Origin of the sequence: Vibrio sp. T20 (assembly GCF_007858795.1) — a bacterium.
GTDB lineage: Bacteria > Pseudomonadota > Gammaproteobacteria > Enterobacterales > Vibrionaceae > Vibrio > Vibrio satsumensis.
Window position 1 is genome coordinate 248,651 of record NZ_VFEB01000045.1, and the last position, 21,916, is coordinate 270,566.

The window sequence follows — 21,916 nt, forward strand, 5'->3', positions numbered from 1 at the left end:
CTCCTTGCTCAACGCATTAATGTGCTTTACCACTCAAAATCTTGCAGGCTGTTCGATGATGAGTTGGAAGTCGATTCAGATGTTTGGTTTGTATCTGTCGTACTATTTGAACTATCAGGAACTGGCGATACTGCAGCTGGCTCTTCAATAGTCGGTGTTGCTACCGGAGTTCTATCCGGAGCGGAAGTCATTACTGGTACGGACTTTCCTGACAAATCGGTCTTGTCTAGGTTGTCCATTCCTGTCATTTGATTGATTTGGGCGATGACACTTTCATTGCCAACCATTTCTTGGAGTAATTCTGGGAAGCTCATGTAGCCCCAACGAATTGAACGCTCGAGTAAGAATGCAATAGGGCTATGAGGTTCTGTTTCTTTAAAGTATTCAGCGATTTTTCTAATTTCTTGAAACGCATGATCACGATTAACAATGCCGTTGATGCTCGAGATGTTTTGAACAATCGTTTGAGTTTGGTTTAGAGAGGCAGGGTTATTTAATGCTTGGGCTTGCCCGTCACTAGCGACACATCCGTTACCTTGGTTTACCGGATTAGTTGCCCTTGAATTTTGGCTTGTTTCAGTGGCTAAACTCGAGTCAATAGGGGTATCACTTGCTTGCCGGGATGCCGAATGTATCGAATCGTCTTGTTGAGGCACTTCTGTTGAATTTTGGATAACGTGGAAGTTGTCATCCAACGGCCAAGGAGCGAGTTTTTCTCCAACAAGGAAATGTATCGCTTTAATTAAGTCACGTACGTTTGTCTTAATGAAGTTGAAGCTGATTACGGTAGCACCAGCAGCTTGGCATTTTTCAGCTAAGTTTTTTTCAGCAACCTCTAATTCACTAAAAATACTCGCAAGTAGATAGAGTGTTTCTGAAACACTTCCATCAAATGAGCTTAATGCTGTTTCTTTTAGCTCTGCGATATTGCCTTTACGCTCTGCAGTGAGGTAATCACCAAAAGTAATGCCTGCGCAAAAATCAAGCATTTGAAAAGGAATATAAACGGAGCTTGAATCAACAGATTCACCAACGAGCTGAAGTAGGGGTTTAGTTTTAAACTCAGTGATTTCCTTTGCTTTCCCTGCATCGTCAGAAGCTTTGAGTTTAGCTTCCGGAAGCATAGGGTTTAGCGTATCCCAAAATTGGTCGATGAAAAGGTTTAAAGCCGGGATTGCATTAGCAAGGTTATTAAATGGTTGAGAAGTAAAAAGTTGACTCGTGATGTACCAACCTAATATCTCTAAGTCTTTAGACTGTGAAGTCAGCGTTTCCTCTGAAATCTTTCTTAATTCAGCCCAGTTTTCTGTATTGGCATCCACGATTGCGGGGTCTGAGGATGCATCAGGCGTTTCAACCAACTGTCGAAATGAGGATTGAGCGCTATTGTAAACGTTTCTTAAACTGCGATAGGCACTTCGATCTAACTTCAAATAAGAGCCTGAAGGCTCTTCATCCGAGATAGGAACAAGTAGGTGAGCGATTTCTGTCATATACATCCTGTAAAAATCTATTGTTATCCCGATCGCACTAAAGTGTTATATTTAATACATAATCCTTATGCTTCGTAAACACTTGTTAACATTTATTAATTCTAGAGCTTTTTCGTGAAAAGTCTCATGCAAAATAGATATTTACTTAAAACTTTGAACTTCATCTAAGAAAGTGGACCGATGTCACGGTTTTTTGAAACCATATGAAAAGTAAGGTATTTAGCCTCCAATCATCACAGTTGGCATGCCTAAAACAATCGTACCGCCGTGGCTGGTTGTATCTCCCATACGTGCTGCTGGTTTACTCATTATGAGCACAGTAGCACTGCCTTTGATGATACTATCTGGAGGCCCGACACAAACGCACATATCCCCAAGTGTCGCGGCTGGCATATTGCCAATGAGGACTGTTGGTACTCCGGGGCCACTGATTGGCCCGCCTACGTGGGGGATCGGCGGAACTGCGGGTGTCTGCATTGGGCAAACGTGCATGTCAGTTAATCGTGCAGCTAATGTCATCGGTAACTCCTATGCTTTGCTTCCCTTGGCAAGCTCAAGCGCTATGCCGATGGATTTTTTGTAGTACTCGTCTGTTTTGTCCCAATTTGGTAGCGCTGCCGAGTGGTTAATCGCGCCAGCTACCGCCTTAGAGTATAGAAAAGGATCTGGGAGAACTGTTGGCAAATCTGGTGCAACAATACTGCCAGACCCGTTCCAAAATACCGATTGCGCCAACCAAGATGGGCCACAATTTAATTTGAGCTTATTAGAGAATAGTTCACTCTTGCGCCTTTGCTCTTCTGATGGTGATTTGACCCAAGCTTTGGCTGTGGAAATACATTGCTTTTGCATCGCAGACCAGACGTCGTTTCTTGCATCGAGCGTGTGTGCGCCCCACCAAATAGCTTCTCGAACCGGTAGTCCGTGAGCAAGAAGCTGAACCAAATCGAAGTAAAGCTCGTTCTCTAACAGAGTTTCTATGGAGTCGTTGATGCTGAGATCTTCATCGATCAGGGCTTGAGCTTCGTCTGAGCTAGAGAACCTGTCGAGTAACTGCCGACCTGTCTGATACGGAATCTTTTTATACATGTTTTCGTTTTACCTAAATTTGTACTTTGGTGTGGTTTAAGTGTTAGCGACTTGAATATGCTAGTTCACCTTAACAATCGCACCTTTTAGCTCACCCATCACACCGCCATCGAAAGTGCCTTTCAAACCAGATTTGAATTCGGCACTTAATGAGCCTTCAGCTGACAGTGTCGTATCCGCTTTAATAGCGACACTGAGTCCTTTAATACTGTTGGAGCTTGTTGCTTCGAGAGCCGTTGTTACACCGGAGATCTTGTTGGCGGATGTTGCCTTGCTTGTTACATTCATGCCTTCAAGGTTGAGTGCGCTGCTCGCTTTAATATCAATGTTACTGGCTTCGATACTGATGGAAGATGAAGACATGGTGATCTTGCTCGATCCTACCGTCAGCTCTATCTTGTCATCGGCTTCTAGTGAGATTGATTTGCCTTTCTCACTTATCGCTTTGTCTGAACTCAGTGTGTAATTATCTTCTGTTGAGACGGTAACTTGCTTGGTTGTTTTCTGTAGCAGCTCACCTTTGATGGTCTCAGTCAGGTTGTTCTCGACTTCTTTGGTGAAGTCTTTGGTCGCGCGCATATACAAGAGCTCATTGTCTTTCTTATCATCGAAATAGAGTTCATTCGCCAATCCACTCAATTTAGTGCTAATGCCTGTTTTCGTCGAATTGGCTTCTTTGTAAGGTGGCGGGTTTTTACTGTTATAAACGCTTCCTGTAATAATTGGTTGGTCTGGATCGCCATCAATAAAGCTGACCAGCACCTCTTGTCCTACTCTCGGAATAAACTGAGCACCGTAGCCACTGCCTGCCATCATCTGAGCGACACGAACATAACAACTTGTTTTGTCGCCAGAGGCTTCCGTATCCCAATGAAATTGAATACGAACTCTGCCTTGGTCATCTTGATTGATCTCACCCGCGGTGCTTCCTGCGACAATTGCACTTTGTAGGCCGTGTATTCTGGCCTTATCTCGCGGTGTCGGGTAATTAGGAATTGAAGTATCAAGTAGGGTGAGGCGTGTCTCGCAATGGTTTTCAGTGCTGTATCGAATCTGAAGTTCCGTGACCAGATAATCGCCGAGTTGAGACTTGTCTAAGTGGGATGACAATGAGAACCACGTACCTAATTCAAATGAATCGTGTTGTGCTTCGGCCTCGACAGTTTGGTAATTTTGCTCTAGTTGTTCGATACGTCGTTTAACTAGGTTACTGGCGAGATCTTCCATTCCACCTGTGATGCCAAGTTTCGGGTAAAACTGTTTCGTTAACTTGGTGTTGTTGGCGATTGTATGGCTGGATTTCTTCTCTTTGCTGCTCACTAGTTTGGTTTGTGAGTAGTCATAACTGGTGAGTTCGATGCTGGCACCATGAAACTGACCTTGCGGCATCCATTTATTGATCAGTGGATTACTGCCTGAAGGAATTTCAATCATGTCGAGCTTGTTGGCATCAGACTTTTGAAAAGGGCTCTGCGCATCTTGAAGCATCATTAGATGGTCGGAATCGCTGTGTTGGAAAAAGTAGTGAACGCCTTCCTCTGCCAACAAGCGTGTTACAAAATCAAAGTCGCTTTCATCGTATTGAACACAATACTCCCGTTTCGATGAGGGCATCGTACCAGCCTTAAAGGAGCCACTGAAACCTGCTTGGGTTAACACGTCTGAAACGATGTCTTTCGTTGATTGGTTTTGGTAAACGCGAAAAGAGTGGGTGTGCTTCAATAACCAAAACCACGGCCGCAGGGTGACGCGGTAACTAGAGTACTGCAGATTACCGTCCATACCCAATAATTGAACCTGCGTAACAATACCGCTGAATACTCGCGTTGCGGTCAAATTATCGGTGCCATTAATGAAGCGGGTGATAGAGAGCTTTTGCCCCAATTGATCATCGATGATAAAGTTTTTTGAGATGATGGTTAGTTCGATTTTAAAAGGCTTCGATAAGTACTCAGAAATAGCAAAATCGCTGACTGTATGCTCGTTGCTTTTAGAATCTTTTGCCACAATAGTGCTGGCAGAAGGGGAGAAATTATCCGTCATAGGCTTGCCTGATAATGCTCGAAGATGTTCTGACATAAGGTTATGTCAATACTAACGAACTGACTTAATGTTAAAATTTTATATCTAAATTTATAGCATAACGTAAATAATATAATAAGCCTGACAACAAAGGCGTGAGGTGTTTCCATTTTATGAAAATAAATACCACTAAATTAATTATGGTAATTGGCCGCTGATTTATATTGTTAAATATCATTTAAATACAGAGATAGTGCGACGCAGAAGGTGATATAGGGAGATCGTAAATATATATAGAATAATGTGTTGCTAGAGGTGTCATGACGTAGTAATAATATGAATATTGCTAGCATGTTACATTTCTGAGCTAGTGGTTATTCAAGGATAGAATAATGCCAAACACAAAAATCTCGTTGCGGGTGACCGTTGGAGGGATGTTTCTACTAGCGACGGTGCTAACGGCAATCGTGGCAGTTTCACTTCAATACTATTTCAGTAAAAAAATGGCGACCGAGCATACCTTGTCAAAACTGACGATGGTGTCTCAAGACTTAAGTGACTATATAGGTAACGTCGACTCAGATGCGATCAACACTGCACGCTTGCTTTCTGCTGTTCATCGCTCTATCAGCCATCAAATATCCAGAGAAGAATCGCGTGGGATTCTTTCTGAGGCGATAAAAGATAATCCTCTCTTCTACAGTATTTATATCGGCTCATCTAACGAACGTTTTTTCCAAATTATCAATCTGGAATCTTCTCCTTTTGTTAGAGAAAAAATTGGTGCTGATCGCTCAGACCGCTGGGTGGTGATCGAGATAAGCGAAAGAGAAGCAGGTCGTATCCGCACGACTAAGTATTACGACCTTGAGTTTAACCTCAGAGACTTAAAGACTGAACCAAGCAATTACTTTCCTACGACACGGCCTTGGTATGTTTCCGCAAATACAGAGACGGTTGAGAAAACACAGCCTTATCTTTTCCAGCATCTTCAGATAACGGGACAAACTTATTCCTTAGCTTTTGAATCAAAGGCCGTTGGTGACACGCAACATGTAATAGGCATTGATATCGTGTTGTCATCTCTGGCGAGTAAGTTATCTGCGAGTGCGTTAGGTTTAGATGAAGACAGTCAGGTTGAGTCCTTTTTGTACTCCAAATCGGGTAATATTATTGCGTCTAATCGAGATACAGAAACGACACATACACTCCCTCAGACAAGTAAAATCGATTGGTCTAGTCAGCAACAAACCATAATTGAGAACACGCCTCCTTTGTTACTCTCTAATCAAAGCGATTGGGGGCCAATGGATTTTGCGGTGTCCGGACAGCCACACGGTTATGCTATTGACCTTTTAAAAATGATCAGCGAGATGAGTGGTGTTAAGTTCGAGTTTGTTAATGGCTTTTCGTGGGCCGAGTTAACCGGCAAATTTTATGAGGGAAGCATCGATGGTTTGCACTCTATTCAGAATTACGAAAGCAACGGAGTAAAAGGCTTATATACGGATGCTATCTATGAGCTGCCTTTCTCTGTTGTAACGCGAGAAAACGTACAGACCGTCTCAAACTATGGAGCTCTCAGTGGAAAAAAGGTGGCGATTTTATCTGGGTGGTCGGTTATTCCTCAACTCAGAAAAGATTTCCCAAATATTGAGCTTGTTGAGTTTCCTAGTATGGAATTGGCATTTGATGCTGTTGATGGTGGTGAGAGCTTTGCAGTACTCGACGCTAAGCCTGTGTTGGAATTCTCATTGGATAAGTTTTTCCATGCAAGGCTGAAAGTTAATGAAGTGTTGTTGGATCTCAAAGCTAATTACGCAAACCAATTCCATATTGTGTTGCAGAACAAACATCAGCAGCTATTACCAATTCTAAATCAAGCCATTCGCGCACTCACTGACGAACAAAAAGTAGTGTTGTCACAAAAATGGTTCCATCATCATGCTCTCAATACAGGCACAACCATTCCTTACACTGAGCTTTATGAACGTACTGCGACGGCCACTACCGAAGGCGAAATGGTTAAGATTGTGCTTAATGGAGAACCTAAGCGTCTTTATCTGAAAAAGATTGAAACGGGCGAGCACTACTCTGAATATTTTGCCGTTGCGATACCGGAAGCGGAAATCTACAGTGCGGTAAACAAACGAGTTGCGACGTCTATTGGTGTGACGGTGCTTCTTATGAGTCTAACCTTGCCTGTGGCTTGGATCTTTGGGGCGCCTATTGTGCGACCGATCCGTCAATTGAAAGCCGAAACGCAAAAAATTAGGCAGCGTGATTACGACAATGTGTCTGTGCTTAATACGCGGATCAAAGAGGTGTGGGAGCTGTCTGTAGCGGTGAAAGGCATGTCTGAGGAGATTAAGCAGCATGAACAGACACAAGAAGCCTTTGTTGAGTCGTTCATTAAACTTATCGCTCAAGCTATCGATGATAAGTCCGCTTATACGGCTGGGCACTGTAACCGTGTACCAGAACTGGGCTTGATGTTGGCTGATGCGGCTGAAAAATCGCAGTCTGAGCATTTCAAAGACTTTAAATTTGAGAACGACGATGAACGTCGTGAATTTAGAATTGCGGCTTGGCTTCATGATTGTGGCAAGATCACGACACCTGAACACATCGTCGATAAAGGTACGAAGCTAGAAGCTAACTACAACCGAATTCACGAGGTGAGAACTCGATTTGAAGTGCTTTGGCGTGATGCGGAAATTACAGCTTTGACAAAAAAACTCGAAGGATCTCTACCGGCTGAGCTGGTAGCTGATGAACTTGCGTCAACCAAACAGCAATTACAAGAGGACTTTGAGTTTATCGCGACATCGAACGTGGGTGGTGAATTCATGAGTGATGATAAAGTCGCGCGGATTCGTTCTATCGCTGAAACGACTTGGACGCGTAATTTCGACGATCAACTCGGCCTATCGCCAATTGAAGCGATGAATAGGGCATCGAGTTCAAGCTTACCTGCGACAGAGCCACTTCTGAGTGATAAGCCGGAGCATATAGTGAAAAGAGATAGGCCGTTAGAGTTTGACCCGAAACATCAAATTAAGATGGGTGTGCCTGAGCACTTATACAACCTAGGCGAAGTCTACAATCTGAGTATTGCACGCGGAACGTTGACTGCCGAAGACCGATTCAAGATAAACGAGCACATGCTTGGAACAATTAAGATGCTTGAGAATCTGCCATTTCCGAAAGAGCTAAGCCGTGTTCCTCGCTATGCTTCGACGCACCATGAAACACTCAAAGGTACGGGATATCCAAGGAAGCTTACTGGTGATGACCTTTCAATCCCAGAACGTATTCTGGTGATCTCTGATATTTTTGAGGCGTTAACCGCTGCGGATAGGCCTTATAAGAAGGCGAAGCCAATCAGTGTTGCTGTCGACATCATGTATAAAATGGCATTGGACGAGCATCTCGATATCGAACTGTTTAGATTGTTCTTAACCAGTGGTACGCATGTTCGTTATGCTGAAGAGTATCTCAAACCGGAACAGATTGATTTTGTTGATATCAACAAATACCTCGAAGTTACTCGTCAGATTGCTTGACCAAGGTTGGCTTGTTAGAACGAGTTCGACGAATGAAAGGCGCACATCAGTGCGCCTTTTTTATATCTGTTTATCGGTGAGCTGGTGGATAGACACAGAGGGAGCTACGTTTGACAAGTTCGGCTATAAGTTGTCGACACATAGATTTTAAATAATTTTAGAGTAGGTAAGGGGTTAGTGGGCCTTGATATAGTTAAATCGATAAATAACAGAAAGTTAAATTATTTATAGTGTTCTTTTGAGTAAGTTTTATCGTCTATTAAAAATACTACCTTAGTCTAAATTGTCGACAATTTACTTGATTGTCGACAATTTGATCGTGTATTTTATGTTCATGTTATGAAATTGTTGACAATTAAGGTTCAGCAATCAGAAGTGAGCAGCGTGAATATGAATACTGCAATAAAAGAGCTCAGCTTAAGTGCAAACACGAAAACGCGTGTGAGCGATAAAGAGAACACTAAATCAGAAAACCTCACTGAGTATCTCGTTGAGGCTATTGTTAACGGTGAATTACCACCGGGCAGTAAGATCTCCGAGCCTGAACTAGCTAAACGCTTTGAGGTAAGTCGAGGGCCATTACGTGAAGCGATAATGCGAGTTGAAGGGCTTGGCCTGATCGAACGCATTCCTCATGTTGGCGCGCGAGTGATTACCTTTTCGGCAGACAAACTACTCGAGCTGTACGCGGTGCGAGAGGCATTGGAAGGCATGGCTGCTCGCTTAGCAGCGCGACATATCACACAAGAAGAGCTTGTCGGGCTTGAAGGATTACTGTCGACACACTCAAAGCACATCGATGAAGTCGAAGGTTCTTCTTATTTTCATCAACATGGGGATTTCGATTTCCATTACCGCATTATTAAAGCCAGTCGTAACAGCAAACTCATTTCGTTGTTGTGTGACGAGCTTTACCACTTATTACGCATGTATCGTTATCAATCTCCTAGGGCTCAGTCTCGACCAAAAGAGGCGCTCGATGAACACAAATACATCCTACAAGCAATTCGCAACCGTGATGAAGAGCTAGCAGAAATGCTAATGCGAAGACACATCTCGGGAAGCCGATTACTTATAGAGCAACAAATTCAATCCAAAGATCTTGATTAAGCGGTCATTGGAATCTGTCAGCGGATCAGTGCTGGCGATAACCAAAAGCCGTAAGTCTTAAAGATTAGCTAGAAATAAGCAATTAACAGGGAGCGTCATTATGAAGTTATCAGCAGGAGCAAAGTTCCGACAAGCTGTGCAAGACAACGACCCATTGCAGATCGTTGGTACGGTGAATCCGTATTGCGCGATGATGGCAAAGAACTTGGGGCATCAGGCGATCTATTTGTCGGGTGGAGGCATCGCCAATGCGTCTTATGGTTTGCCTGATTTAGGTATCACCACATTGAACGATGTGCTAGTGGATGTTGAACGTATTACCAACGCGTGTGATCTGCCTTTGCTGGTGGATATTGATACAGGATTTGGTGGCGCATTCAATATTTCACGTACCATTCGAGCTATGGAAAAAGCGGGTGCAGCTGCGATTCACATGGAAGACCAAGTCGCGCAAAAACGCTGTGGTCATCGACCAAATAAAGCGATTGTGAGCCAACAAGAGATGGTCGATAGAGTCAAAGCGGCAACCGATGCTAGAACCGATGAGAGCTTTGTGATTATGGCGCGTACGGATGCATTGGCGGTTGAAGGCATTGATAGCGCGATTGAGCGAGCGATAGCTTGTGTTGAAGCGGGCGCAGACATGATTTTCCCTGAAGCGATGAATCAACTCGATCAATATGTGAAGTTCTCGGCGGCGCTTAAATCAGCAACAGGTAAGCACGTGCCTATCTTGGCCAACATCACTGAGTTTGGCCAAACACCACTCTACAACTGTAGCGAGTTAGCCCAATCAAGTGTCGACATGGTGCTTTACCCATTGAGTGCGTTCCGTGCGATGAACAAAGCCGCGGAGAATGTTTACAAACACTTGTTAGTTGAAGGCAATCAAGAAGCGCTATTGGATTCAATGCAAACCCGTAAAGAGCTTTACGAACACCTGAATTACCACGACTACGAGAACAAGCTTGATCAGTTGTTTTCAAGCGAAGGGTAAAACCAGTTTCAATTAGTCAAAAATCAACTTAATCCAATAACGTGAAATGGTTAGTCGCCAAATCCAGTACCGATGATAAAGATCATCGGACATATAAATAGGCAGCACCAAAGAGTGCAGGCGGCTAACACAGAAAAGGAGTTCACCATGTCTGTATCTTTGAGTGATAAAGCAGCTGTCGAAAATGCTTCAAAAGTAGAACAACAAAGGGAAAAAACAGCAAACAAACCAGCCAGCGCACCGGCAATCGGTGGTGCAGGTCTACGAGGGCAAAGTGCTGGGTCTACTGCGCTGTGTACGGTAGGAAAATCAGGAACGGGTTTAACTTACCGTGGCTATGACATTACCGACCTTGCTAACCACGCTCAGTTTGAAGAAGTTGCGCATCTGCTACTAAGAGGCCATTTACCCAATGAAAAAGAGCTAGACGATTATAAAACATTGTTGGTTGGTTTGCGCGGCTTGCCTCAACCTTTGAAAGCAGCGTTGGAGCTTATCCCTGCAGACGCTCATCCAATGGATGTGATGAGAACGGGTTGTTCGATGCTAGGTAATCTAGAGCAAGAGTCTGATTTTTCAGAGCAATTGTCTGCGACCGAACGAATGCTAGCGCTCTTCCCTGCGATTATTTGTTATTGGTACCGCTTTAGCCATGATGGCGTGCGCATTAATACTGAAGATCAAAGCGAAGCATGTCTGGGTGGTTACTTCTTGAAGATGCTAACGGACAAAGCACCGAGTGAACTGCATAAAAAGGTAATGCACTGTTCGCTAACGCTTTACGCAGAGCATGAGTTCAACGCCTCTACTTTTGCTGCCCGCGTCTGTGCATCAACGCTGTCGGATATTCATTCGTGCGTTACAGCAGCAATTGGCACACTAAGAGGCCCGCTGCATGGTGGCGCGAATGAAGCGGCAATGGAAATGATCCAAGATTGGAAAACCGCTGATGAAGCAGAAACTAACATCATGCAGATGCTTGCTAACAAAGACAAAATCATGGGCTTCGGTCATGCGATTTATCGCGAAAGCGACCCACGAAATGCTCTAATCAAGCGCTGGTCAAAAGAGCTAGCTCAAGAGGTGGGAGATGAACAGCTTTACGCCGTTTCTGAGCGTGTTGAAGCGGTAATGAAGCGCGAGAAAGGACTGTTTTGTAATGCGGACTTTTTCCACGCCTCTGCCTATCACTTCATGGACATCCCAACCAAACTATTTACTCCGATCTTCGTAATGAGCCGTCTTACAGGTTGGACTGCACACGTATTTGAGCAAAGAGAAAATAATCGCATCATTCGTCCAAGTGCTGACTACACCGGGCCAGAGCATCAAGACTGGCTGCCAATCCATTTACGTTAGTCCTCTATATCGAGCCGACTTATATCTCGAGGTGACTTTTATCTTCATATGATAAGGCCTTGAGAATCAACGAACAGAATTTAACAGATAATGGTGGATGTATGTCTGATGTGAAACTTGAACGGACCCAGAACCTTGAACGAAATCAGTACCGTAAGCCTTTACCCGGTACTCATTTAGAGTATTTCGACGCTTGTGAAGCGATAGAATCGATATCCCCGGGAGCTTACAAAACTTTGCCTTATACGTCGCGAGTGTTGGCGGAACAATTGGTAAGGCGCTGTGATCCTGAAACCCTTGAAGACAGCTTAAAACAGATCATTGAACGCAAGAGCGACCTTGATTTCCCTTGGTATCCGGCGCGCGTTGTGTGTCATGACATTCTTGGGCAAACAGCCCTAGTAGATTTGGCTGGATTAAGAGACGCGATTGCCGACCAAGGCGGAGACCCTGCCAAGGTTAACCCCGTTGTTGAAACCCAACTGATTGTTGACCACTCTCTAGCAGTGGAACACGCAGGTTTTGATAATCAAGCCTTTGATAAAAACCGAGCGATTGAAGAGCGTAGAAACGAAGACCGTTTTCACTTTATCGAATGGTGTAAAACCGCGTTTAAGAACGTGAGTGTGATTCCTGCGGGTAACGGGATCATGCACCAGATTAACTTGGAGAAAATGTCTCCGGTGATTCAATCCAAAGAGGGCATCGCGTTCCCAGATACCTGTGTCGGTACCGACAGTCATACTCCTCATGTTGATGCTCTGGGCGTCATCGCCATTGGTGTCGGTGGATTGGAAGCTGAGACAGTGATGCTCGGTCGCCCGTCAATGATGCGTTTGCCTGATATTGTCGGCGTCAAACTGACTGGTCAGAGACAAGAAGGGATAACCGCAACGGATATTGTGCTTGCGATTACTGAGTTCCTTCGCAATGAGAGAGTGGTCTCAAGCTACTTGGAATTCTTCGGTGAAGGGGCTCGCGCACTGACCATTGGTGACCGTGCAACCATCTCAAACATGACTCCAGAATATGGCGCGACTGCGGGTATGTTCTATATCGATGAACAGACAATTCAATACCTCAAGCTTACAGGGCGAGAGCCTGAACAGGTTGAATTGGTAGAGCGTTACGCCAAGCAAACCGGACTTTGGGCTGATGACTTAGATTCCGCTCAATACGAACGTGTGCTTGAGTTTGATTTGTCTAAAGTTGAGCGTAACCTTGCGGGGCCTTCAAATCCTCATCGCCGTTTGCCAACCAGAGAGCTGGCTGAACAAGGCATCAGTCAAGCATCTTGGAAAGAGCAGCATGCTAAGCAGTACAGCGATGATCAGATGCCCGATGGTGCCGTAATTATTGCGGCAATTACTTCTTGTACTAACACCAGTAACCCAAGAAACGTGGTCGCCGCGGCATTGGTTGCTAAGAAAGCCAATCAGCTTGGATTAGTTCGTAAGCCGTGGGTGAAAACATCATTTGCGCCGGGTTCTAAAGTTGCCAAACTCTATCTCGAGTCGGCAGGTTTGCTTCCTGAACTTGAACAATTGGGCTTCGGTATCGTCGGCTATGCGTGCACTACCTGTAACGGGATGAGTGGGGCGTTGGATCCTAGAATCCAACAAGAGATCATCGAGCGTGACCTGTACTCAACCGCTGTGTTGTCGGGGAATCGAAACTTTGATGGTCGAATCCATCCCTATGCTAAACAAGCGTTTTTAGCCTCACCGCCATTGGTGGTTGCTTATGCCTTGGCGGGTACGATTCGCTTTGATATCGAAAAAGACAGCCTAGGTACAGACAATAGCGGTAAGCCAATCTATTTAAGTGATTTGTGGCCAAGTGATGCTGAGATCGATTCAGTTGTCGGTGAGCATGTTAAACCACAACAGTTCCAACAAATCTACGTGAAAATGTTCCAGCCAGACGAGGATCAGGTAACGACTGAGCCGCTTTATGATTGGCGACCTCAAAGTACCTATATTCGCAGACCTCCATATTGGGAAGGGGCACTGGCTGGTGAGCGAAGCCTTTCTGATATGAGACCTTTGGCGATCTTAGGTGACAATATCACCACGGATCATCTATCGCCTTCAAACGCGATTCTCGCTTCGAGTGCGGCAGGTGAGTACTTGGCGAAAATGGAAGTTCCAGAAGAGGACTTTAACTCTTATGCGACTCATCGAGGTGATCACTTAACCGCGCAACGAGCGACGTTCGCTAACCCGAAGCTGTTTAATGAAATGGTGAAAGACGCTGGAGAAGTCGTGCAAGGCTCATTGGCAAGAGTTGAACCCGAGGGGCAAGTTACGCGAATGTGGGAAGCGATTGAAACCTACATGAACCGTAAACAACCCTTGATTGTTGTTGCCGGTGCCGATTATGGACAAGGTTCATCACGTGACTGGGCAGCCAAAGGGGTGCGCTTAGCGGGTGTTGAAGTGATTGTGGCTGAAGGATTTGAACGAATTCACAGAACCAACTTGGTTGGCATGGGTGTGCTGCCTCTGCAATTCAAAGTTGGGACGGATCGCAACACCTTAGAATTGGATGGCACCGAGCTTTACGACGTGTACGGCGACATTGAAGCAGGTTCTGATTTGGCTCTAGTCATTACTCGTAAAAACGGTGAAAAGCTGGATGTGCCAGTAACCTGTCGACTAGACACGGCAGACGAAGTGAATGTGTACAGTGCTGGTGGCGTATTGCAACGTTTCGCCAAAGACTTTCTCGCACAGTAGGAGCTGGTTATGAACTCTAAACAGATCAAAGTACCGGCTACCTATATGCGTGGAGGCACCAGTAAAGGGGTTTTCTTCAATCTCGAGGACTTACCTGAAGCTGCGCAAGTTGCCGGAGAAGCACGAGACGCATTACTTCTGCGAGTGATTGGCAGCCCGGATCCTTACGGCAAACAAACCGATGGTATGGGTGGTGCGACATCAAGCACCAGCAAAACCGTTATTGTATCGAAAAGCAGTAAAGCCGATCACGATGTTGATTACCTCTTTGGTCAAGTGGCAATAGACAAGCCGTTCGTTGATTGGAGCGGTAACTGCGGCAATCTGTCCGCTGCAGTAGGCCCATTCGCTATTCATAGTAGATTGGTCGATTCGAATCGTATTCCAGAAAACGGTGTGGTCGAGGTGCGAGTATGGCAAGTGAACATAGAGAAAACCATCATTGTTCATGTGCCTATCGCTGATGGTGAAGTTCAAGAGTTAGGTGACTTTGAACTCGATGGTGTCACTTTCCCCGCTGCTGAGATTCAAGTTGATTTCCTAGACCCCGCCGATGCGAGTGGCTCTATGTTCCCAACAGGGAATATTGTCGATTTTTTAGATGTTCCAGATCTGGGTTGCATCAAAGCAACATACATTAATGCAGGGATACCCACCATTTTTGTTGATGCTGAAGCTGTGGGCTATCAAGGCACAGAGCTTCAATCGGATATTAACAGTGATTCAAAAGCCTTGGCTCTGTTTGAATCCATACGAGCACATGGCGCAGTGGCGATGGGTCTTATTGATTCTTTAGAACAAGCTGAATCACGCCAACATACACCTAAAGTCGCCTTTGTTGCTAAGCCTCAAGCGTATCAAGCTTCAAGTGGTAAATCGGTTTCAGCTGACGATACCGATCTTCTGGTACGAGCTTTGTCTATGGGGCAACTGCATCACGCCATGATGGGCACAGCTGCGGTCGCCATTGCTTCAGCGGCGAGTGTTCCGGGTACGTTAGTTAACTTGGCAGCCGGTGAGGGTTCCCGTGATTTTGTGACTTTTGGTCATCCATCGGGAACCTTAAAGGTGGGTGCTAAAGCTCTGCAGACGGAAAGCGGTTGGAAAATAGAAAGGGCGATAATGAGTCGTAGTGCCCGAGTGATCATGGAAGGTGCCATTCGTGTGCCTTTTTCTAAGTAAAGCGATTGTCGTGATCAGTTAAATGTTCCGAAAACAACGCTGAGAGAAGAGTGCACCCAAGTGAACGGCCAAAAGCTAGGCGCTTGGAAAAATGGATAAATCATGGAGGAGGCACTATGTCTGCTACGAATCGAATGACTAGAAAAACAGATTACATCACCGAGTATCAATGGGCGAGGGAAGACCCCAATTCGTTCTGGGAAACACAATCACAAGCCATTGATTGGTTTGAGTCACCCAGAACGATATTACAAACTGACGAAAACGGTATTGAACGTTGGTTTCCTGATGGGGTGATGAACACTTGTTGGTTGGCGCTTGATTATCATTGTGAAAATGGGCGAGGTGACAATACCGCACTGATTTACGATTCTCCAGTTACAGGAAATCAATCCTCGTACACTTACCATCAATTGCGTGACCAAGTGGCAAAAGTCGCTGGTATGTTAGCTATGCAAGGCGTTACTAAAGGCGATCGTGTTGTTATCTACATGCCAATGATTCCTGAAGCGGCGATGGCAATGCTGGCCTGTGCACGACTAGGTGCGGTGCATTCGGTGGTGTTTGGAGGTTTTGCTCCTCATGAGCTTGCCGTACGTATCGAAGATGCCGAGCCGAAGGTGTTGATTACTGCCTCCTGCGGTGTCGAGATAAATAAAGTCTTGCCATATAAGCCCATGGTCGACAGAGCGATCATGGACAGTCGTTGGAAGCCTGAAAAAGTGGTGGTATTCCAAAGAGAGCAGTCTTTAGCTGAATTGAGCAATGAACGCGACGTACTTTGGCAGCAAGCGGTTAACGATGCATTGCCACACAGCTGCGTTCCTGTTTTGGCAACCGATCCTTTGTATATTCTTTACACGTCAGGCACTACGGGTAAGCCAAAAGGTGTGGTGCGTGACAATGGTGGTCATGCGGTCGCCATGAAATACTCGATGAGTACTATCTACGATATGCCACAAGATGGCGTGTTTTGGGCAGCTTCTGATGTCGGTTGGGTGGTCGGGCATTCCTATATTGTTTATGCACCATTGATTCATGGTTGTACGACCATTTTGTTTGAAGGCAAGCCAGTACGAACGCCAGATCCCGGCGCATTCTGGCGAGTGTGTGAAGAATACAACGTCGATGTGCTGTTTTCTGCTCCAACGGCATTTAGAGCCATTAAGAAAGAAGATCCCAAAGGCGAGTTACTTACCAAGTATGACCTATCATCACTCAAATCGATTTTCATGGCTGGCGAGCGTTTAGACCCGCCAACATTGGATTGGGTCGAGTCTCATACCAATAAACCGGTTATCGACCACTGGTGGCAAACCGAAACGGGTTGGGCTATTTCTGCCAATCCAACAGGGCTTGAATCATTGCCTGTAAAAGCGGGTTCTTCCACTAAACCTGTTCCGGGTTACCAAGTGGAGATTCTCAATGAACTCGGTGAAATAGCTCAGCCTAATCAACAAGGATTTGTGGCTCTTAAACGCCCATTGCCACCCGGTTGTCTACCAACAGTTTGGCGTAATCATGATCGATTTGAATCTGGCTATCTGAGCCAATTCCCGGGTTATTACGTTTCGGGTGATGGCGGTTATCTCGATGAAGATGGGTATCTATTTATCATGGGTCGTATTGATGATGTGATTAATGTCGCAGGACATCGATTGTCTACTGGTGAAATGGAAGAGATCGTGGGTGGTCACCCAGCGATTGCTGAATGTGCCGTTGTCGGTATTCACGATGACTTAAAAGGGCAGTTACCGCTGGGTTTAGTTGTGCTGAAAGATGGTGTAAAAGTCGATGGTATAGAGTTACAAGAGGAGTTGATTGGAAAGGTTCGAAATGAGATTGGTGCGGTAGCCTGTTTTAAGCAAGCCTTGGTGGTCGAGAGGTTGCCTAAGACACGCTCAGGTAAGATTTTACGTAGAACCATCCGACAGATCGCAGAAGGTGAACAATATGTGGTGCCTTCGACGATTGATGACCCTACCAGTTTAACGGAAATTGCTGAAAAGCTCGGTAAATAGGCTTAGTTGTTTTGGTAATTTGATCGTCGGCTCGTATATTAATACATAAGCCAGCGTGATGGTTTACCTAAACTCTACTTTATTCATCCGCTTATCCATTGCGTTTACTATGACCTCATTATGATTCCCACATATTGAGGTCTTTTTATGCGAGCTTACTTTTTGTTGATTGCTTTACTGGTTAGTGGTGCTGCTAGTGCTAGTACTTCAAAGGATCAAGCGAGTAGAGCGTTGTTAGAGCCTTTGAGTCATCCTAAGGTATTTAAATGTGTATCCAAGACTGGCGTAGCTCTCTATCAAGCGGTTTTTGATATCGGTGTGGGATATGAAGCCGACCCTATTAATTCGAAGATGATCGTCAATTCAAGGAAAGGCCGCTACGAATATCAAATCTTAGGTGCGGTAAGGTCTGAAAGGGCCGGTGAAATTGTGGTGTTGACTCGCCATGTGGGAGATGGGATTAAAGTGGCTGCTATGATTGATGACGAAACTGGCAAGATACTGGGGATCGGTGATAAACACCACTACCGAGACTGCGGTGTAAGACCGCCACCTAGTGCGGCGGATATGCAGAACTTTTGGTCCAAGGACTAAGATCGATATCTGAAAGGCAAGAATTATAGAGAAAAGAGCGATTGAGGCGACCTTATTGGTCGCCTTTTCTGTTGGTGAGGATAAAGTGATCTTAAAGATATATATCATTAAGCAGTAGCTGAATAATACATAGTTGAACATGATGTATCGTCTAAACGTGGCTTTATTTATCCCATTAACGGTTCTGCTTAAGATAGCTTTACTCCAAATGAAGAACTAAGCGAGATTCCTATGAAATTCACTAAACCTTTTCTTTTAACGACACTGATTGTGACTCTTTCTGGTTGCGCATCACCAGCAATGGATAACGAAAATGAGAATGCTGCACGTAATCGTGGTGCTGTAGGTGGTGCTTTATTAGGAGCAACAGCAGGAGCTTTAACTGGAGATGCGAGTTTAGCGGTGAAGGGCGCTGCATTAGGTGGTGTGACCGGTGGCGTTGCGGGTTCAATGAAAGATACGGGCGATGCAAGAAACGCACAACGAACCCAAGTTACTGCTGATGGTCTAGCGCAAGACAATCGCACCGACGCAGAAAAACGAGTTGCTGAAGTAGAGGCGGAAATTAAGCTTATTGAACTAGAACAACAGCTTGCAGATCTCAAAGAAGAGAAAGAAGATAACGGTGCATAAAGTTAAAGCTACAGCTTCGATATTCGTTTAATTCAAAATTATTCAAACAGAATGGCCACGTAATGTGGCCGTTTTTGTATCTAAAACACACACATTAAACAATGAATTAATTCAATAACTTGTATAGATACTCACGCCAAGTAAACTAGACTCAGTTTAGATATTAATTTGGTTTGAGAAGCGCAATAGTCATGAATGTCACCTTAAGGGCCGCAAAGCACGCGGATTTGGAACAACTTAACGAGTTAATGTTCGATCTCCATCATCACCACCACCTTGCTAGCCCAGAACACTTTAAAACGGCAGAAGAGATTGAGCAGGAAAAAAGCATCGCACGATACTTGGATGATCCTGAATGTTTGGTTTATGTGGCATTAAAGGGTGAGCTCATTGTTGGCTTTATCTCTGGGCATTTTTGTGAGCTTATCTCAACGGTGAGTAAACCAGTGCCGATGGGGAGTGTTGATGAGCTGTTTGTCTTGCCTGATTATCGAAAAGAATCAATTGCTGAAAAGCTGTTTAACAAAGTTGAAAGTACTTTTGATGATTATGGGGTTGAACAAGTCTTTGTAGAGGTTTGGGACTTTAATTCACCTGCCAAGGACTTCTATCAAAAAATGGGGTTCACACCTCACATTCAATGGATGAGGAAGGCTTTGCGCAAAACGTAGACAGCGATTTTGTGCGGCTTTGATTACACTAGGCGTGATGCATTAGCAGTCTTAAATTTCTTCTATTATTTTTTAGGTAAACTCGTTGGTTATTCGATATTTATTAGTTTTCATACTGTCTCTTTTGAGTACTACTTCCGCTTGGGCTAACAACACTTTGCCCGACCATATTGCGGGCGCTTTGTGTGTAGTACGTGCTGATAACCAAATCGTGTTGGTTGATGAGTTGATCACAGGTCAATTGTCTCTACCGGGAGGAACTGTTGTTTCGGGTGAGCCGCCATCGGTCGCGGCGCAACGTGAGACTTGGGAAGAGGCAGGGCTGTCTGTAACGGTTGGCGATGTGCTGGGGTATACCGACAGCGCCGTTGTGTTTGATTGTATCTCTGACTCTGAAGTGATCAGCTACAAGGCTCGAAATGAGTTAGGTGGCTTTGAGCTGCCGATTTGGTTTGCGCCTCATTACGGCGTGGAAGTCAGCAGAGCGATGTTACTTCCTCCTACTGAATTGCAAGATCACCAATACCGCTATCCAGAACAGTGGCCAGAGATTAACGAGCTGTTTTTATCCGCAACAGATCAACCGGTAACGTATGTGACTGAGCTGGTGGGCGCGGCACCGAAAGTTCATCAAGTTGAATTAAGTTGGATTGTGTCGCTTCAAAACGCGTTCAATAAGATGCCAAGCGTGTTTGGGAATACTGTTCTTTTGACTGACTTGTTAGCGAAGCCATGGGTTTTCATCGTGATATTGCCGCTAATTGCGTGGCATTTTGGTCGTAACTTCGCGTTGAAGTTTGGCTTCACTTTGATTTCGGTGACACTGCTAACTTTGATTGCGCATCAAGGTTTTGGTTTTCCACGCCCGCATGCTTACCTGCCAACACTGAAGCTGGTAATGAGTAGTGGCTATAGTTTTCCGAGTCTGTTGGCTGCCTTATGGGTGAGCTTAACCTTGTTAGTTTTTTGGAAACTAAAGTGTCTCTTGGAACAAAAATCTATATTGATTGTGCTTGCTGGCTTACTTTGGATCATGCTGTTTAAGTCTTATTCAGGCAGTGCGTTCATTAGTGATGTCTTAATGGGGGGCGTATTAGGTGCATTAACGACGTGGCACATAGTCAGATTAGATGCAAAACCTGATGTGGATATTAGTGCCTTATTGAGCTCTAAAGGTGTCTGGTGGGCATTATGCTTACTGTCGATTGTTCTCACGGTGATATGGCCACTGCCTACATTTTCATTCTGGGTGGCCATTTTGATGACGATTGCATGTCTAGTGACGTTAACAGACTCGAAACCTTTGGTCGGTCAGTTTTCATTCAAGATCGTGGTTGGAGTGATGGCGATGCTGTTAGCGGGAAATCTGCTGATTAGCTGGGCAGGAAGCTTTGTCTCTTTCAGTGGTATTGCTTCATTTATTATTGAAACGTTACGTTTCCCAATCTTGATTCTGTTTGGTGTGGTGGCATTTCGTCTGCCTTGGGCAAGAAAATAGTCGAACGATACTTGTTAAATAAAAGAAGGCTGTGCAGTGCGCAGCCTTTGTTATTTTTGCAACAAGCAAGAAGTCATTCTCACTAGAGCCTGGTGAGCGTTTATGAGTTGAAGATAAACTTCTCAATCGCGACCGCTACACCATGGTCGTCGTTGCTCGCAGTGATGTGATTCGCCAATTTCTTGGTTTCTTCCATTGCGTTGTCCATTGCAATGCCAAGGCCTGCGTATTCAAGCATATGGTGATCGTTTTCAGCGTCACCCATGCAGATTACTTCTTCCGCTTTAATGCCTAAGTGTTTCGCTATTGCTTCAATACCGACACCCTTATTTGAATTTGGATTTAGGAACTCTAAGAAAAATGGTGCACTTTGCACGATAGTAAACTGAGACTTAAGCTCTTGTGGCAACTTGCCGATGATTTCAGTCAGCTTGCTTGGTTCAGCGACAATCATAGTTTTGATGATTTCGTGGTTATCTTCTAGCTGTGAAAAATCGAACTCAGTTATATCTAAGCCGTTAATACGCGCTTCAATACCAGTGTATTCATTGTTCTCAGGTGTGATTAAGCCGTAAACCTTACTGAAAGCATGAACATAACCACCAAGCTGTGCAGCGAGGGTAGCGATATCTTTTGCGGCTTTACCATTGCTGATCTCACTGTGAATGATCTCTTTTGTAGAAACGTTCTGAACCATCGAGCCGTTGTAGAAGAGTACGAAGTCATCTTCGCCGTTAATTGATAGCTCATCTAATTTGCTTTGCATGCCTTCTAAAGGGCGACCAGAAGCTAGAACCACTTTCACACCCGCAGCTCGTGCTTTGGCGATCGCGTCTTTGTTCTCTTGAGAAATCACTTTTTCACTATTGAGTAATGTGCCATCCATATCAAGAGCAATCAGTTTGTACATGTTGTTCCTTACTAAAAAATTAAAAGCTAACGA

16 protein-coding genes are annotated in these 21,916 nt (G+C 44.8%); 11 read left to right on the forward strand and 5 right to left on the reverse strand.

The window, feature by feature from the left end:
* Positions 1-26: 26 nt before the first annotated feature.
* The 4 genes from FTW16_RS02875 to FTW16_RS02890 all read right to left on the reverse strand — a co-directional run bounded on the left by FTW16_RS02875 (position 27) and on the right by FTW16_RS02890 (position 4,625).
* Positions 27-1,493, reverse strand: coding sequence for an ImpA family type VI secretion system protein (locus tag FTW16_RS02875; RefSeq protein ID WP_146489977.1), 1,467 nt, complete (start codon positions 1,491-1,493; stop codon positions 27-29).
* Between the two features lie 219 nt (positions 1,494-1,712).
* Positions 1,713-2,012, reverse strand: a complete 300-nt coding sequence (locus FTW16_RS02880) for a PAAR domain-containing protein (protein ID WP_017110734.1) — start codon at positions 2,010-2,012, stop codon at positions 1,713-1,715.
* Positions 2,013-2,021: 9 nt separating this feature from the next.
* Positions 2,022-2,582: a DUF6931 family protein gene (locus FTW16_RS02885; protein WP_146489978.1), complete on the reverse strand. Its 561-nt coding sequence runs from the start codon at positions 2,580-2,582 to the stop codon at positions 2,022-2,024.
* A 60-nt stretch (positions 2,583-2,642) separates the two neighbouring features.
* The gene (locus FTW16_RS02890; protein ID WP_146490000.1) at positions 2,643-4,625 is read right to left on the reverse strand and encodes a type VI secretion system Vgr family protein; all 1,983 of its coding nucleotides are present in this window, start codon (positions 4,623-4,625) and stop codon (positions 2,643-2,645) included.
* 371 nt (positions 4,626-4,996) lie between these two features.
* Between FTW16_RS02890 and FTW16_RS02895 the strand changes: the two genes are divergently transcribed.
* From FTW16_RS02895 to FTW16_RS02945, 11 genes are all read left to right on the forward strand, one after another.
* The gene (locus FTW16_RS02895; RefSeq protein ID WP_146489979.1) at positions 4,997-8,170 is read left to right on the forward strand and encodes an HD domain-containing phosphohydrolase; all 3,174 of its coding nucleotides are present in this window, start codon (positions 4,997-4,999) and stop codon (positions 8,168-8,170) included.
* A gap of 390 nt (positions 8,171-8,560) precedes the next feature.
* Entirely contained in the window at positions 8,561-9,280 is a 720-nt protein-coding gene (locus FTW16_RS02900; protein ID WP_146490001.1) for a GntR family transcriptional regulator, read from the forward strand.
* Positions 9,281-9,380: 100 nt separating this feature from the next.
* Complete coding sequence (gene prpB, locus FTW16_RS02905; RefSeq protein ID WP_108162233.1) at positions 9,381-10,277, forward strand: methylisocitrate lyase; 897 nt, start codon at positions 9,381-9,383, stop codon at positions 10,275-10,277.
* 147 nt (positions 10,278-10,424) lie between these two features.
* Positions 10,425-11,636, forward strand: a complete 1,212-nt coding sequence (prpC, locus tag FTW16_RS02910; protein ID WP_146489980.1) for a 2-methylcitrate synthase — start codon at positions 10,425-10,427, stop codon at positions 11,634-11,636.
* A 101-nt stretch (positions 11,637-11,737) separates the two neighbouring features.
* On the forward strand, positions 11,738-14,374 hold the full coding sequence (gene acnD / locus FTW16_RS02915; protein WP_146489981.1) for a Fe/S-dependent 2-methylisocitrate dehydratase AcnD: 2,637 nt from the start codon (positions 11,738-11,740) through the stop codon (positions 14,372-14,374).
* Positions 14,375-14,383: 9 nt separating this feature from the next.
* The gene (gene prpF, locus FTW16_RS02920; protein WP_146489982.1) at positions 14,384-15,556 is read left to right on the forward strand and encodes a 2-methylaconitate cis-trans isomerase PrpF; all 1,173 of its coding nucleotides are present in this window, start codon (positions 14,384-14,386) and stop codon (positions 15,554-15,556) included.
* Between the two features lie 116 nt (positions 15,557-15,672).
* On the forward strand, positions 15,673-17,577 hold the full coding sequence (locus tag FTW16_RS02925; protein WP_146489983.1) for a propionyl-CoA synthetase: 1,905 nt from the start codon (positions 15,673-15,675) through the stop codon (positions 17,575-17,577).
* A gap of 147 nt (positions 17,578-17,724) precedes the next feature.
* On the forward strand, positions 17,725-18,171 hold the full coding sequence (locus FTW16_RS02930; protein WP_146489984.1) for a hypothetical protein: 447 nt from the start codon (positions 17,725-17,727) through the stop codon (positions 18,169-18,171).
* A 231-nt stretch (positions 18,172-18,402) separates the two neighbouring features.
* On the forward strand, positions 18,403-18,804 hold the full coding sequence (locus FTW16_RS02935; protein WP_146489985.1) for a glycine zipper family protein: 402 nt from the start codon (positions 18,403-18,405) through the stop codon (positions 18,802-18,804).
* Between the two features lie 191 nt (positions 18,805-18,995).
* Entirely contained in the window at positions 18,996-19,475 is a 480-nt protein-coding gene (locus FTW16_RS02940; RefSeq protein ID WP_146489986.1) for a GNAT family N-acetyltransferase, read from the forward strand.
* A gap of 85 nt (positions 19,476-19,560) precedes the next feature.
* Positions 19,561-20,973, forward strand: coding sequence for a bifunctional NUDIX hydrolase/phosphatase PAP2 family protein (locus FTW16_RS02945; RefSeq protein WP_146489987.1), 1,413 nt, complete (start codon positions 19,561-19,563; stop codon positions 20,971-20,973).
* A gap of 100 nt (positions 20,974-21,073) precedes the next feature.
* On the opposite strand, the gene FTW16_RS02950 is transcribed toward FTW16_RS02945, so the two are convergent.
* Positions 21,074-21,883, reverse strand: coding sequence for a Cof-type HAD-IIB family hydrolase (locus tag FTW16_RS02950; protein ID WP_146489988.1), 810 nt, complete (start codon positions 21,881-21,883; stop codon positions 21,074-21,076).
* Positions 21,884-21,916 lie beyond the last annotated feature (33 nt).